Origin of the sequence: Micromonospora kangleipakensis (genome assembly GCF_004217615.1) — a bacterium.
In the GTDB taxonomy this organism is placed as follows: domain Bacteria; phylum Actinomycetota; class Actinomycetes; order Mycobacteriales; family Micromonosporaceae; genus Micromonospora; species Micromonospora kangleipakensis.
This window is the reverse complement of record NZ_SHLD01000001.1, coordinates 5362833-5378086: the sequence shown is the minus strand read 5'-3', so window position 1 is coordinate 5378086 and position 15254 is coordinate 5362833. Positions and strand designations below refer to the sequence as shown.

Annotated in this window: 10 protein-coding genes; 4 read left to right on the top strand and 6 right to left on the bottom strand. The window is 73.2% G+C overall.

Annotation, left to right across the window (positions count from 1 at the left end):
* Positions 1-529 precede the first annotated feature (529 nt).
* Both EV384_RS25905 and EV384_RS25900 read left to right on the top strand, forming a co-directional pair.
* Positions 530-1186, top strand: coding sequence for a DUF4760 domain-containing protein (locus EV384_RS25905; protein ID WP_130337300.1), 657 nt, complete (start codon positions 530-532; stop codon positions 1184-1186).
* A 188-nt stretch (positions 1187-1374) separates the two neighbouring features.
* Entirely contained in the window at positions 1375-2112 is a 738-nt protein-coding gene (locus EV384_RS25900; RefSeq protein ID WP_165440074.1) for a 2OG-Fe(II) oxygenase, read from the top strand.
* 156 nt (positions 2113-2268) lie between these two features.
* Here EV384_RS25900 and EV384_RS25895 read toward each other — a convergent pair whose 3' ends face one another.
* Positions 2269-2877 carry a hypothetical protein gene (locus tag EV384_RS25895; RefSeq protein ID WP_130337296.1) on the bottom strand — a complete coding sequence of 203 codons (609 nt, stop codon included), beginning with the start codon at positions 2875-2877 and terminating at the stop codon, positions 2269-2271.
* Positions 2878-3379: 502 nt separating this feature from the next.
* On the opposite strand from EV384_RS25895, the gene EV384_RS25890 reads away from it, so the two are divergent.
* Positions 3380-6292 carry a M36 family metallopeptidase gene (locus EV384_RS25890; protein WP_242624292.1) on the top strand — a complete coding sequence of 971 codons (2913 nt, stop codon included), beginning with the start codon at positions 3380-3382 and terminating at the stop codon, positions 6290-6292.
* 142 nt (positions 6293-6434) lie between these two features.
* Here EV384_RS25890 and EV384_RS25885 read toward each other — a convergent pair whose 3' ends face one another.
* Together EV384_RS25885 and EV384_RS36885 are read right to left on the bottom strand one after the other, a co-directional pair.
* On the bottom strand, positions 6435-7154 hold the full coding sequence (locus EV384_RS25885) for an HD domain-containing protein (RefSeq protein ID WP_130337292.1): 720 nt from the start codon (positions 7152-7154) through the stop codon (positions 6435-6437).
* 125 nt (positions 7155-7279) lie between these two features.
* Positions 7280-11407, bottom strand: coding sequence for a SpoIIE family protein phosphatase (locus tag EV384_RS36885; protein ID WP_130337290.1), 4128 nt, complete (start codon positions 11405-11407; stop codon positions 7280-7282).
* 217 nt (positions 11408-11624) lie between these two features.
* Between EV384_RS36885 and EV384_RS25875 the strand changes: the two genes are divergently transcribed.
* Positions 11625-12272 (top strand): DedA family protein, encoded by a 648-nt coding sequence (locus tag EV384_RS25875; RefSeq protein ID WP_130337288.1) that lies wholly within the window; start codon positions 11625-11627, stop codon positions 12270-12272.
* A 98-nt stretch (positions 12273-12370) separates the two neighbouring features.
* On the opposite strand, the gene EV384_RS25870 is transcribed toward EV384_RS25875, so the two are convergent.
* The 3 genes from EV384_RS25870 to EV384_RS25860 all read right to left on the bottom strand — a co-directional run bounded on the left by EV384_RS25870 (position 12371) and on the right by EV384_RS25860 (position 15247).
* Positions 12371-12814 (bottom strand): hypothetical protein, encoded by a 444-nt coding sequence (locus EV384_RS25870; RefSeq protein WP_130337286.1) that lies wholly within the window; start codon positions 12812-12814, stop codon positions 12371-12373.
* Between the two features lie 10 nt (positions 12815-12824).
* Positions 12825-14057, bottom strand: coding sequence for a DUF6745 domain-containing protein (locus EV384_RS25865; protein WP_130337284.1), 1233 nt, complete (start codon positions 14055-14057; stop codon positions 12825-12827).
* A 200-nt stretch (positions 14058-14257) separates the two neighbouring features.
* Positions 14258-15247, bottom strand: a complete 990-nt coding sequence (locus EV384_RS25860) for an ArsR/SmtB family transcription factor (RefSeq protein WP_130337282.1) — start codon at positions 15245-15247, stop codon at positions 14258-14260.
* Positions 15248-15254 lie beyond the last annotated feature (7 nt).

Below are 15254 nucleotides of genomic sequence, written 5' to 3'. Positions count from 1 at the left end.
GGGTGTCGAGTCTCGGGGCCCATCCCTCGCCAGCGGCCGACTCAAGGACTTGCTTGAGCCTGGAGAGGTCGGCCGCTACCAACCCCGCGTCGCGGGCGAAGTCCTCGTCGCTCATGTCGGGGAGCCGGCGCAGCGTGAACACCACCTCGCAGCCGCTTCCGTCGGGAATCACGCGCAGCGGGCTGTAGAAGGTCTCACCGGAGGGCAGCGTCACGTCGTGGTCCAGAACGCCGTACTCGTTGCGGCTGCCTCATCCAGGCCACCGACCGACGTGTGCCGCTACTTCTCCTGCGTCGCCAACTTCTCGGACGGGCAGGGGGTACCTGATCCAGCGCGCGGATGGGCTGGTGGGCACGGTGGGCGGACGGAGCCGGACCTGCAAAGACCACCGCGGCAAGGCACGCCCGGTCTACGAGTAGTTGACCGGACCCGGACGGCTGAATCGCCGCCATGGTGGGGACCGCACCGGGCGGTGGCGCGGGCGCAGCCGTATGGCGCGTTGTTGCATCGACCGTCCACCATGTACCTTATGGACTCCGGCCAAGCCTCGATCAACTTGGTAGCGATCATCATTTCGATCCTGGCCCTCGGCATCTCCTCCTTTCTGACACTGCGACAGGCGGCGTTGGCCCGGCAGGCCAACCAGATCTCGATCTTTGTCGACCTGCTGAGTGAGGTGCGCAGCGTGGACTTTCGCCGGAGGGAGCAGGCCGTGTGGCAGAACCTGCCGCAGCACTCGGCCGCCGGCGGGTTCGACCAGCTTCCCGAGGAGGATCGCGTCAACGCCGAAGTTGTTTGCTCGTACTATTCGGCGCTGGCGTACTGCATCGCTATCGGCGTATTGGATCACGATCTGGCCCTGGCCCCGATTCAGTCTCGACTGATCGCGACCTGGGAGACGGTGCATCCGTTTGTGATTGGCGAACGCGAAAGAGCGGACTACGGTAGCTCGTACTTCAGTCTCCTCGAGGACTTTGTCATGCAGGCGAAGAGGACAGACATCCGGCGGGCGGAAGAGCGGTTGTCTCGCAGGGCGTTTCCGGACCTGCGTCCAAATCGGCGTCTTCGGAGAACGCTCCTCCTTCGGCGGCCAGGCGTACGGGCTGACCCGTCAGGTGTAGTGCCGCTCAACGGTCGGGGAGATGGGGATGGGTCAGGTGCGGCTGTTGTGGAGCCGGGTGTATAGTGGCCGCGTTTACAGGTCCGCGCGTGATGGGCCGTTCATCTTCCACGCGGACACGTGGCGGGAGGCGCTGAATGCAAATGCGCGCTAGGCAGAGCGAGACGCCTGTCGGTGTCTCGCCGCATCGTCCGGCGGCCACCGCGTCAATAGGGTCGCCGCGCGTTCTCGAGGCCGCGGGTTTCTCCCAGGAATTGATCGAAGCCCTGGCCGCCGGCACGATCGACGGGATCCGCGTGCCGGGCGCGCTGAGGCCAGAGGTGTTCAGGGCCGCGGCCGCCGCACTCGACCATATCCAATTCTCGATGTACGACCGGGTCCGCGTCTTCCCGCCTGTGGCGAGATTCGGCGTCTCAATCAACGATCACCGAGTTGACGGCCTGATCGCGGACAGCTATTGGGCCGAGGTCGACGCGGCGCGCAGGGAATGGTCTCGGCTGGGCGTGCACCCTGATCCGTTCGAGGCGTGCCGGAGGCTCATCGGCGACGTCTGGCCGTTCGGCGTTGAACTCAGTCGTTGCGGGGATGCGGCATTCAGTCCTGGCATCATCCGGGAGATCAACAACGGGCTGCAGGTGCATTTCGATGACGCGAATCTGGAACACACGACAGATCTCTTCGACGTGAGGCTGGTCAACCAGTTCGCATTCAATCTTTACCTGACCGTGCCGCCGTCCGGTGGTGAGCTTGTGATCTGGCGCCACCGGAGGCAGGAAAGCGACGAAGCCTACCTGATTCCCGGCAGTTACGGCTATGACGAGGCTGTGGTGGCTGGCATTGAACCGACAGTGATCCGGCCGCAGGCCGGCGAAGTGATTCTCTTCGATCCGCGCAATTTTCATACCGTACGGCCAGCCAAGCGGGGCCGCCGCGTGTCGATCGGCTTCTCCGTTGGGCTGGCGGAGACCGGCAAACTTGTGGTCTGGGCTTAGGGCTCCTTGGTCGAGTCGATCCTGGCCAAGGTCCGGCGTGGACGCGTCACCCTTCAACATGTGGCTAGTCGTCACGGACGGGTGAGTCGGGAGGCGAGGTCGAGGGCCGCCCGGATCGGGTCGTCCGACCAGCGGCTGGGGATGCGAGCGCGACCGCTAGGAGATGTCGCCGTCGCGCAGCGTCTCGCGGAGTGAATCTTCGAGCCGTTGCGCGGCAGCCTTCAGCTCCGCCACCGTTCGCCGTACGTCGCTGGCCAGGTTCTCACCGGTCGTCCCGGCGGCTTCGCCCGCAGCGGTGCCGTCGGTGGCGGTCTCGGCGTCGGCCGGTCGCTGTCGACCGAGCCGGTTGGCGTACTCGGTCCGCCGCAGGTCCACGTCGAACTCGCAGTCGAGCTTCACCAGCTCTTCCCAGTACGGCAGGACGACCTTCCGCACGCGCTCGTCAACGTCCACCCTGACATAGGGGTGACACGTGACCACCGTGTCACCCCGCTGGTAGCGCCACGGGCCGGTCTCCGACAACGCCCGCTCCAGGTCGACCTCAAGTTCCGCCGCCCGGTGCGCCGGGAAGTTGGCGGCATGCTGGGCCGCGAGGTGCGTCAGCTTTCGGACGGCGTCCGGCATGTAGTAGTGCGCGTAGCTGAGCAGCGTCTCCCGACGGAGATCCCATGATGACCAGACGCACCGGGCGTGGAGGTGGAAGTTGAACGTCCGCCCCTGACCCGACACCCGGATCGGTACCGGCGTGTCCAGCCGTTCGGTCACCGGGCCCGCGGGGGCCGCGGGGGCCGAGGTCGCCCCCGAGACAGGCCCCGTCTCCCGCAGGGCATCGATCATGCGCCGCCAGATCTCCCCCAGCTCCCGGCGGAGTGGGGCGGTCCGTCGCCAGAGCGCCAGTGCCGGGTCGACCAGAGGCCGCCGAGGGCCGTCGGACCGCGACGCGGTGCCGGCGGCGTCGGTCAGATCGCTCCCCGCTCCGCGCGGACCCACCCCACTGTGGTCCCCGTCCTCGGTGGGCGCTGCCCGGTCGCCGTCCATGCTTCACGGTAGCCACGCCATGACCGAATTGTCGGCCACCGTGGCCGGTGCCGCACGGCGGCGTCCGGATATTCCGACAAATGGCCTTTCCTCGCTCCGGCCGGTCCATCGACCTGGGCACATGTGTGGATGTTCGGCCCATCCCCAGGTCCACTGTGAGCTGGTCGGATGGCAGGACGGACATCGCCGTTCGACGACAGGAGGGACCGTGCGCACACCATCCCGTGCGTTGACGGGGACCACCGCGCTGCTACTCGCGGCCGGGCTGGTCCTGACCGCAGGAGCTGGCGGCCAGGCGGCACCCCGGGAACAGACCCCCACCCAGGCCCGCCCCGGCGACCTGCCGGGCGACCGCCAGGACAGCAAGGCCAGAGACAACCGACAGGGGCGGATCGCCCCGACCGACCACCAGCGCGACCTGGCCGCCGCGCTCGGCGCGCGGGCCCGCTGGACCACCTTCGGCACCCCCGCCACGCTCGCGTCCACCGGCCGGCCGCTCGCCACCGGCCTGCCCGCCGACCCGGCCGCCGCGGCGCGGGCCTACGTCGCCGCCAACCGGGACCTGCTGGGGCTGACCGCCAGCGGCGCGGCGGCCCTGGAGGAGTTGACCGTCGCCCCGATGGGCGACGGCGCCACCGTCCTGTTCCGCCAGCGCTTCGGTGACCTGCCGGCCGCGGTGGACGGCGTCCTCGCGGTCGGCGTCCGCGACGGCGCGGTGTGGCACGTCAGCTCGTCCCTCGCCCGGGACGGCGGCGCGCCGGCCCCGGCCACGATCAGCGCCGAGCAGGCGCAGCGGGCGGCGGCCACCGACGCCGGCCTCACCGACCCGAAGATCCTGCGTACCGCGCTGGTCGCGGTGCCGACCGCCGACCGGGGCGCGCGGGCCGCGTACGAGGTGATCCTCGGCGCGGACCTCACCGGCGCGGACCCGGCCGCCTTCTCCAGCTACGTGGACGCCCGGGACGGCAGCGTGCTGGTCCGGGAGGACCTCGTCGACCACGAGGCGGACAACCCGCAGTGGGAGGTCTTCCCGAACTCCCCGTCGACCGACCACTCGTCGGCCGACACCCGGGTCCGCTGGTGCTTCCAGGCCGGCGCCGGGTGCGACGAGGTCGTCGGCACCGCCGCGTCGCCGCTGCCCTGGGACGTCGACCCGGCCACCGGGGCGACCACCTGGACCACCAAGGGCAACAACACCATCTCGGTGCAGAACTGGAACAGCAACGACCCGTTCAGCGTCGGCACCGAGACGGCCACGCCGCGGCCGGACCGCAACTACGCCTACCCCTGGACCAACCAGTGGTACGAGCAGCAGTGCAACCCGGACACCTTCACCTCGCCGCAGGCCAACGACATCGACGCCGCCCGGGCCAACCTGTTCGGGATGCACAACCGGATGCACGACTGGTCGTACCACCTGGGCTTCACCGAGGCGACCTGGAACCTGCAACAGGACAACTTCGGCCGTAGCGGCCTCGGCGCCGACCCCGAGCAGGGCAACGCCCAGGCCGGCGGAATCAGCGGCGGCCCGCCGAACTTCGCCGCCCGGGACAACGCCAACCAGATCACCCCGGCCGACGGGGTCGCCCCGATCACCAACATGTACCTGTGGCAGCCGATCGCCGGTTCGTTCTACGCGCCCTGCGTGGACGGCGACTTCGACATGTCGGTCATCGCCCACGAGTACGGCCACGCCATCAGCAACCGCATGATCGCCGGCCCGAACGCCGGGGTCAGCTCCCCGCAGGGGATGAGCGAGAGCTGGTCGGACCAGCTGGCGATGGAGTACCTGTACGAGCACGGGTACGCCGCGCCGGGCCGCCGCGGGTTCGCCATCGGCGAGTACGCCACCGGCGACCCGGACGCCGGCATCCGCAACCACAACATGAGCGCCAGCCCGCTCAACTACAGCAGCGTCGACTACGACTTCGTCGGGCTTCAGGTGCACGCCTCCGGCGAGGTGTGGAGCGCCACCAACGCCGACATCCGGGCCGCGATGATGCGGCGCTACGGCGCGGGCGACGCGGCGCTGCAGAAGTCCTGCGCCAACGGCGCGACGCCGGTCACCGCCTGCCCGGGCAACCGGCGCTGGATCCAGCTCGTCTTCGACTCGTTCCTGCTGATGGCGGTCAGCCAGGTGAGCATGGTCGACGCCCGGGACGCGATGCTCGCCGCCGACCGGATCCGCTTCGGCGGGGCGAACCAGGACCTGCTCTGGAACGCCTTCGCCGCGCGCGGCCTCGGCGAGACCGCGGCCAGCGTCGGCAACGGCGACGTCGACCCGACGCCGGGCTTCACCTCCCCGTACGCGGAGGAGGCGACGCTGACGTTCCGGCCGGTCGTCGACGACGTGGCCGTGCCGGGGGCGCAGCTCTTCGTGGGCCGCTACCAGGCCCGGGCCGTGCCGGTCGCGGACACCGACCCGGCCACCCCGCTCACCGACCAGGTGCGGCTGGTCCCCGGCACGTACGAGTTCGTCGTCCGCGCCCCGGGCCACGGGCACGTCCGGGTCGGCCCGGTCACCGTGAAGGTCGGGCAGGTGCGCGACCTGCCGGTGCAGGTACCGGTCAACCTCGCCTCGGCCACCGCCGGCGCTGCGGTCAGCGGCGACGGCGTCAACCTGGCCCGGATCGCCGACGACGACGAGGCCACCAACTGGGCGTCGCTCGGCAGCCCGGTCGCCGGCCGGCAGGTCACCGTCGATCTGGCCGGCGGCGCCCAGCAGGTACGCCGGGTGCAGGTCAGCGCGATGCTCCGGCCGCCGGTCACCGGCGACCCGGACGCCGGCACGCAGAACCGGTTCTCGGCGCTGCGGCAGTTCCGGGTGCTGGCGTGCGAGGCCACGGGCACGGTCACCTGTGCCGACGCCGCCGACTTCCACGCCGTCTACACCAGCCCGGCGGACGCCTTCCCGTCGGTGGCGCCCCGGCCCCGGGCGCCGGAGCTGATCATCCGGTCGTTCGACATCCCCCGGACGAAGGCGACCCACCTGCGCGTCGAGGTGGTGACCAACCAGTGCACCGGCGCGCCGGACTACGCCGGTGAGCAGGACGCCGACCCGCGGGCGGCGACCGACTGCACGACCGCCAGCGTCCAGGCGAACAACGTCCGGATCGCCGAGTTCCAGGCGTTCGCCCAGTAGGCGACCGACCGGGGTGCGGGTGGGCGGGTATGCCGCCCACCCGCACCTGCGCGTCGAGGCTGGTTCGACGACGGCGCGTCGCGGGCGGGCACGAGTCGCCAGGTGGGACCGCCTACTCGGCGGAGTGCCGGTGCTGAACCGGTCAGTTCGGCTGGTCGAGGATCGCGCTGAACCGCTCCTCGGCCAGGTCGAGCTGGGCGAAGATGTGCCGCTTCACCGGCGCGGACAGCGGGGTGTCCGGCCGGGCGATCAGGTCCCGGAAGACCGGCACCAGGGGGCGGTACTTGGCGGCGGAGCGGGCCACCTTCGGCCCCACCGTGTGGATCACGCCCACCCCGTTGTCGGTGAAGTCGGACATCTTGATCACCCGGGCCCAGGGCTCCCGGTCCAGGCTGGCGGCCACGTGCTCCCGGTACTGGACGTGCCGGTCCCGCTCCGGGTCGTACGCCGGGTTGGTGACCGCACCGACCAGGCGGGCGACGCGCGGGCCGAACCGCGCGGCCAGCGCGGCCAGTGCCGCCTCCGTCGGATCGGCGGCCAGGTCGGGGCCGGCCAGCTCCGCCGGGTGGTCCTCCACGGCGTCGTGCAGCAGGCCGGCGACGATCACGTCGACGTCGCGCACCTGGTAGTGGTGCATCATCCGGATCGCCACCCGCAGCAGGTGGTTGAGGTAGGGCTCGCGCACCCGCCGGTCGTCGCGGTGCAGCTCGGCGGCGAGGTCGAGCGCCTCGGTGAGCCGCTCCCGGGCGGCGGCGTCGAACGCCCGGATCTCCAGCCGGAACCGCTCCAGCAGCCCGGGTTCGCCGTGGATCTCGGTGATCGCGTGCATCGGCATGGTGGCCAGATACGGCGGGAAGTCCATGCGTCACTTATAGCTGATCTTCACCGCCCGCCGGACCCCGGCGTCGGCCTTGCGACGGGAGGTGGACACGCCCCCGCCGGCCCGTCCGGCCGGGCCGGGCCGGCGATCGCGCAGGTGGCCGGCGCTCAGGACCCGCCGGAGAGCCGCTTCACCATCCGGACCGTCGTCCCCTCGGGCGTGCCGACGATCGTCGCCTCGTCCATCACCCGCGCCATGATCAGCCGTCCCCGCCCCCGGTCCGCGCCGGCGTCCGGGTCGCTCGCCCGCCAGCCGCCGTGGTCGCGGACCTCGATCTCCAGCCGGTCGTCCTGCAGCTCGGCCCGGAGGGTGGTGATCGCGCCCGGGGCGAACCGGTAGCCGTGCTCGATCGCGTTCGCGCACGCCTCGCCGGTGGCGATGAGCACCGACTCGACGTCCCACTCGCCCACCCCGAGGCCGCGCAGCCAGGCCCGGAGCCGCTCCCGGGTGGGGGCGAGCTGGGCCGGGTCGGCCGGCACCTCGGCGGTGAAGACCGTCGGCCCCCGGTGCCGGTAGACCAGCACGGCGACGTCGTCGCTGCCGGAGGCCGGCAGCAGGTCGCGGACCAGCCGGTCGACCAGCTCACCCACGGAGATGTCCCGACCCGCGGCGAGCACGTCCACCGCCCGGGAGATGCCCGCGTCGATCAGCTCCCGGCGCCGCTCCACCAGGCCGTCGGTGTACAGCAGCAGCGTCGAGCCGGGCCGCACCCGGGCGACCGTCTCCGGACGCCGGTCGACCGCCACGCTGGCCAGCGGCACCGAACGGGCCCCGTCCAGCAGCTCGGCCGCGCCGTCCGGGTGCATCAGGATGCCCGGCGGGTGGCCGGCGGAGGAGTAGCGCACCTCGCCGCCCGCGCAGTCGATGATCGCGCAGAAGAGCGTGGTGCAGGCGCCGCCGGGAATCATCCGGGCGAAGTCGTCCAGCGCGGAGAGCACCTCGGCCGGGCTCTTGGCCAGGAGCAGCATGGCCCGGCAGGCACTGCGCAGCTGCCCCATCACCGTGGCCGCCGACAGCCCCCGTCCGACGCAGTCGCCGACCACCACGCCGACCAGGTCGCCGGGGAGCGGCACCACGTCGTACCAGTCGCCGCCCACCTCCAGCGGGCGGACCGCCGGCTCGTAGCGGACCGCGAAGCCGGCCGGCAGGTCGGTCGGCCCGAGCATGGCCCGCTGCATGGCCAGCGCCACGCCCCGCTGCGTCTCGTAGGCGTGGGCCCGGACCAGCGCCTGGGCCAGCGCCGCGCAGAGCTGGCGGATCAGCGGCGCGTCCACCGCCGGCATCGGTCGGGGCGCGTCCGGCTCCAGCCAGATCCCCCCGGTGCCGACGCCCACCCCGATCCGGGCCCCGACGCCGGTCACCCGCCCGGCGTCGTCCCGGGCCAGGTACGGGTCGGCCGCCGGCCCGGTCGCCTCGAGAATCCGGCGGATCTCCGGGGTCAGCTCCAGTCCGGCGCCCACCACCACGGGCGTTCCGGCCGGGTCGGGGCTGACCGCCACCCCGCGCGCGCCGCCGAGCAGCTCGCCCAGCTCGGCGAGGCCGCCCGCCAGCACCTCGGTGATGTCGCTGGCGCTGGCCAGCCGGGTGGCCAGCGCGGCCACCGCGGTCTGCCGGGCGGCGGCGCGGACCTCGGCGGTGATGTCGCGCAGGGTGGCCACGTGCAGTCGCTGGCCGGTGACCGGCTCCCGCAGCGCGTTGTAGACCGCCTCCACCCAGATCCGGTGGCCGTCCGCGTGCCGCAGCGGCACGGTCACCCGCCCGCCGTCGGCCGTCGCCATCTCCCGTAATGCCGCATCGACCCCGCGCCACTCCGCCGGCTCGGTCTCCGGGTCCGGCCACCACGGGTGCGGGGCCGGTGTCGGCAGCTCCAGCCGGTCGAGGCCGAGCAGCCGGCAGAAGGCGTGGTTGGCCTCCACCACCGTGAAGCTGACGTCGTAGACCACGAAGGCGTCCTGCAACGAGTCGATCAAAGCGGTGCGCCAGGTCGCCTCCCGGTTGCGCAGCCGGGACAGCTCCAGGTGCGCCCGGACCCGGGCGAGCAGTTCGAGGGAGGAGAACGGCTTGGGCAGGTAGTCGTCCGCGCCGGCCCGAAGCCCCTCCACCGCCGCCTCCTCGCCGGCCCGCGCGGAGAGCAGGATGACCGGCACGCCGGCCGTGCGCCGGTCGGCGCGCAGCGCGGCCAGCAGGGCGAAGCCGTCCATCCGCGGCATCATCACGTCGGTGAGGACCAGATCCGGCGGCTCGGTCGCGACCAGGTCCAGCGCCGCCCGGCCGTCGCCGGCCGCGAGCACCCGGTAGCTGGGCGCGAGCAGGCCGACCAGGAACGTCCGCAGGTCCCGGTTGTCGTCCACCACCAGCACGGTCGGGGCGTCCGCCGGCGGGGCCTGGCCGCCGGCCCGGTCGGTCGCCGCCGGGCCCGGCAGCGCCTCCGGCAGCCAGCGCAGGGCCTCCTCGCCGTACGCCCCGGGCCTGGCCTCCTCCGCGCCGGGCCGGCCCTCGGTGGGCCGGCCGTACGGGATCCGCGCGGTGAACGTGGAGCCCTCGCCCTCGACCGAGCGCACGCCCACCTCACCGCCGTGCAGCCGGACCAGCTCCTGGACCAGGGCCAGCCCGATACCGGCGCCCTCGTAGGACCGCCCGCCGGCGCCGCGTACCCGATGGAAGCGGCGGAACAGCAGTGGCTGCTGGTCGACCGGGATGCCGACGCCGGTGTCGCTGACCGAGAGGGTGACCGTCTCCTGGTCGCCCGTCAGCCGGAGCCGGACGGTGCCTTCCAGGGTGTACTTCAGCGCGTTGGAGAGCAGATTGACCACGACCTTCTCCCACATGTCCCGGTCCACGTACCCGGTGCGGGGCAGCGGCCGCACGTCCACCTCGAAGGCCAGCCCGGCCCCCTCCAGCGCGTACCCGAAGGACTCGGCGATGCCCCGGGTGAGGGCCGCCAGGTCGGTGGGCACCCGCTCCGCCTCCAGCCGGCCGCCCTCGATCCGGGCGAAGTCGAGCATGTCGTTGACCAGTTTGCGCAGCCGGCCGGCGTTGCGGTGCACCAGCTCCAGCCGCTCCCGCTGGGCCGGTGGCAACGGCTCCCGCTCGTCGGCGAGGCTCTCCTGCACCGGCCCGGTGATCAGCGTCAGCGGGGTGCGCAGCTCATGGCTGACGTCGGTGAAGAAGTTGGTCTTGGCCGCGTCCAGCTCGGCCAGCGCGGCGGCCCGCCGCCGCTGCGCCTCGTAGGCCAGCACGTCGGTCAGCGCGGTGGAGACCCGGCTGGCCACCAGGTCGAGGAAGTGCCGGTACGGCTCGTCGAAGGGCAGGTAGGGGCTGACGCCGAGGACCAGCACCCCGACCGGCCGGCCACCCCCGGTTGCCAACAGCGGCAGCGCCACCGCTTCGTCTACCGGAGCGGGGTCCCCGACGCCGTCCGCGCGCGCCAGCGGCCAGGTCGTCCCGGCCAGGCCGGTCACTCGCACCGGCCGCCCCGTCTTGATCGCCTCCGCCACCTCCGCCGGCGGGTCGGCGGCGGTCCGTTCGGCCCCGTCGACGAGGCCGAACGACGCCACCAGGCGCAGTCGCTCATCGTCCGGCGTCGGGCTGTCGCCGTGGGGCAGATCCCCGCTCAGGTAGACCATGCCCGCCGGAAGGTCGGCGGGCCCGCGGGCGAGGATCCGGGAAGCCGCCCGGACGGCGTCGGTCGCGCTGTCCGCCTCGGCGATCGAGAGTTCACCCAGTTGGCGCAACAGTGCCAGTCGGCGGTCGCCGACGACCTGGCCGGTGACCTCGCTGGTGGCGACGAAGACCCCGTCGACCCGCCCGTCGGCGTTCTCGATGGGGCTGTAGGAGTAGGTCCAGTACGTCTCCTCCAGGAAGCCGTGCCGGAGCATGAAGAGCAGCTGATTGTGGGAGTAGGTGGATCCGCCGGACAGCGCCCGCTCGGTCAGGGGACCGACGACGTCCCAGATCTCGGCCCAGCAGTCCACCGCGCGCTGACCGACGGCCGCCGGGAACTTCTCCCCGAGGAAGCTCGTGTACGGGTCGTTGAAGATCTGCACCAGCTCGTGGCTCCACCAGAGCAGCATCGGGATCCGGGAGGGCATGAGGGTCCGGACCGCGGACCGGAGCTCCACCGGCCACGACTCGACCGGCCCCAGCGGGGTCGCCGACCAGTCCGCCGCCCGGTGCGCCGCGCTGGTCGGGTCGTCGCCGGGAAACAGCTCGTCGGCGGCTGTCCCACCCTCCACGTCCGGCCCCCGTCCCGTCCACGTCCCCGGGCCTGGGCGCTCGGTCGCGCTGTAACCCTCCCGTCGCCGGCTATTGTCCCCGGCGGATCCGCGATTCATTCCTCGACCCGGCCGGTTCCGGCTGTCCGTGGGCGGGACCACACTGCCCGGCCCCCACGGGGACGCCGGGTGGGGTGACGCGGGGGTGGGGGCCGCCCGGCGGGGTGACAATCGGCGGATGGACCGGGTGGCGAATCTGCTGGTGGCGCTGCCGCCGTCCCTGGTGCTGGTCCTGGTCTTCCTGCTCCCGGCGCTGGAGGCGTCGACCTTCCTCGGCCTGGTCGTACCGGGGGAGGTGGCCGTTCTGGTCGGCGGGGTCCTCGCCCACGAGGGGCGGCTGCCGCTCTGGGCCGTGGTGGTCGCCGCGCTGGTCGGGGCGGCCGTCGGCGATCAGGTGGGCTACCTGGTCGGCCGCCACTACGGCCGGCGGCTGCTGGACCGGATGCCGCGCCGGTTCGTCCGCTCGGGGGAGCTGCGCCGGGCGCTCGACCTGGTCCGGCGGCGCGGCGCCCTGGCCGTGGTGCTCGGCCGGTGGGCGGCTGCGCTGCGGGCGCTGGTGCCGGGTATCGCGGGCATGAGCGGGATACCGCAGCGCACCTTCACCCTGGCCAACGTCACCGGCGGGGGTCTCTGGGCGGTGACCGTGGCCGTGCTCGGCTATTTAGCCGGCGCCTCGTACCGGCTGCTGGAGCGGCGACTCGGCCTGGGCGGAGAGGTGCTGCTCGCGGTGGTGCTGCTGGCGATCGCGGTGCGGATCTGGCGGGGCCGGCGGGCGGCACGCCGGGAGCGGGCCGCGGAGCGCGCCGACGGGGTCCGGACAAAGTGACGGCGGCACGCCGGTGACGGCGGTCGGTCGGGTGCGGGCGGAATCGGTCGGGCCGCCGCCGCCACGCTCGGCGTCGCGGCGGCGGCCCGACCCCGCCGTCAGTCGGCGACCAGGAAGTCGGCCTGGCCGCGCTGGGTGCTGCGCTCCCGCTGCCGGCGGACCAGGTACGTCCCCGGCGCGATGCCGGAGCCGCCGTGCTCGGGATGGATCAGGTACGCGGGCCGGGTCGCCCGCAGCACGCCGACGGCGAGCCGCTGCCGGTCGCGGACCTCGGTGGTCCACTCGGCGGCGCCCGGCTCGGCGACCAGCGTGTGCGGGTTGCCGCCGGCCGCGCCGCGCAGCAGCTCCACGCCCGACGGCGGCACCGGACGCCAGCGCGCCCGCGCCGGCACCTCGACGTCGTCGAGCACCGCCAGCGGGATGACGATCAGGTCGCCCTGGGCCTGGAGCCCGTCGACGACGGGGATGCGCACCTGCCGCTCCAGGTGGTCGAGGACGGTCAGTCCGGTGCGGTCGGTCAGCTCTTCGAGGGTCAGCTCCATGTGATCACCTTCAGGTTCGTCGGAGGAGTCGGGCGTACTGCTCGCCGGAGAGGCCGTACGACCAGCCGGCGGCGGCCACCGGATCGTCGAGGTCGGCGGGGACGCTGAGGCCGTACCGGCGGCGGTGGCCGTCGCGTTCGACGGAGCCGTTGACCGCCAGCAGGACCCGGGCCGGGGTGCCCCACACACGCTGGGGCAGTTCGTAGAGCTGGAGCCGGCAGCCGGGGTTGCCGGGGTCGAGCGCCTCGGCGACCAGCGCCAACCGGGCCTGGTCGAGGTACGCGTCCCAGCCGAGGCGTTCGATCGCGCAGCGGCGCACCTCGACGTTGCGCTCCGCCCCGATCCGCTCCACCGTCGGCTCCTCGATCACCCACGCCGGTACGGCGGTGCCGTGCCAGGCGTGGCCGCCCCAGCCGTCGGCGTACCCGACCGCCGGCCCGTGCCGGTTGTGGGTGCGGACCTCGCCGTGCAGCGCCCCCGGCAGCGCCTCGGTGTGCGCCACGCCGGTCCGCTCGGTCACCACGCAGACGTCCTCCCGTGGCCACCACCAGCCGCACGAGCGGGCGATGTCGGCCCAGAGGTCGACCTGCCGGTCGTCGTCCGGGTGGAACAGCCCGGGCCGCAGCCGCCGCCGCACGTCGTGGTACGCCACCCAGGGCGCGTCGTGCTGCCCGTGCCAGCGCAGGCCGGGCGGTTCGCCGACCGCCTCGGTGAGCGCGGCCCGCAGCGGCGTCCGGAGCCCGTCGTGCACCGACCGGTCCAGCGAGTCGCGCACCCCGACGACGAGCAGCTCGGCCAGGCTGACGCCGGCGGCGAGCGCGTCGGCCGGCGGCCGGGTACGGGCGATCCGCTCCGTGGTCCACCAGAACGTCCCGGCCGGGCCCGCCCGCTCGTCGAGCCGGCCGGCGAGCCGGTGCGCCACGTCGGCGAGCTGGTGGGCCACGTGCCACGGAGCGGTGGGGTCGACCGGCCCGCCGAGCCGGATCGGGGGTTCGTCGAGCAGGTCCACGGCCTGCCAGGGGCTGGCCGCCCAGTGGAAGCGGGGGCGGCGCCGGCCGAGCAGGGCGTACAGGCCGGTGATGGCCCGTTCCGCGGTCTCCCGATCGGCGGGTTCGGTGTGCAGGGCGGCCCGCAACCACTCGTCGCGGATCTCCGCCGCCCGGTGCCAGCGGTCCAGGTGTGCCGCATGGTGCCGGCCGGTTCCGGCGCGGCGTCTCGCCCGCTGCCGGCTACTGGGGCTCATCGCGCGAGGGCGCGCACGCCCTTTCTCTCGATCATGGACCCGATGCTGGCAGAGCCGCGCCCGTCCCGCAAGGCGGTATCGGGCCGGAGCCGGCGCACGCCGGCCCGGCGGACGACGTCGGCCAGGGTCGCCATGGCCACGTTTCTCGCTGCCGGACCCGAGGCCGAGGCCGGGAGCCGTTCCGCGGTCCGCCAGATCGGTCAGCCGGGGGCCGACGGGTCGGCCAGTTGATCGCCGAGCGGGCTGCGGCGGTAGAGCACGTGTCGTCCGTCGCGGGTGCGGGTGAGCAGGCCGGTCGCGTGGAGCACCCGCAGGTGCTGTGACACGGCGCTGGGCGTCACCGTGAGCCGGCGGGCGATCTCCACCGTCGGCAGTGGCTCGTCCAGGAGGCCGAGCAGCCGCGCTCTGGGCGCGCCGAGGAGCGAGGTGAGTGCGGTCGGGTCAGCGGTCGGCGCCGGGGCCCACAGCGTCGCTACTCCACGGCAGGGGTATGCCAGCAGTGGTGGTTCCGCCGGGCTGACCGGTGGGGCGGGCTTGTGGGAGAACACGGACGGCACCAGCAGCAGCCCTCGGCCGGACACCACAACGCGGTGCCTGCCGATCATCTTGTCGATGTGCAGCACGCCGTCGTGCCAGCGCAGGTTCGGGTGCATGTCGGCGAAGAGCAGGCGCGCGCCGCCCACGGCCAGTTGCCGGGCGCGGTAGGTCATGTCGGCTTCCAGCACGAGTCGCAGCTGCGGCCAGGTCGGCCGGATCGCCACCTCCCAGTACAGCTGCAGCTGGTCGCAGATGGCGTCGCCGAGCGCGAGGACGGGCGCATCGTCGTCCGCTTCGACCCCCCGCAGGACCTCCGGCGGCCGGACCCGCGGGTAGACCGCCAGCACGTCACGGCGCACCAGCTCCGGAGGCGTCCGGCGTACTGCGGCCAGTTCTTCTTCGAAGGTCGCGGCGAACTTCGCCGGCCGGGGCGTCAGGAAGTCCGGAATGGCGCGGTCCGGCCCGACCAGGGAGATCAGCAGGTCGGCGCCGAACGCGTCGAGTCGACCGAGCACCGACCTGCGCCACGGCAGGTGCATCGCGTACAGGCCGGGCTCGCGCAGCACCCGCAGGCTGAGCACGGTCTCGTGGATAGGTGAGATCGCGAACCGGGTGTCCGCGAGGTCCTCGACGTCGAGCACAAAGCTGATCATTAAGCGA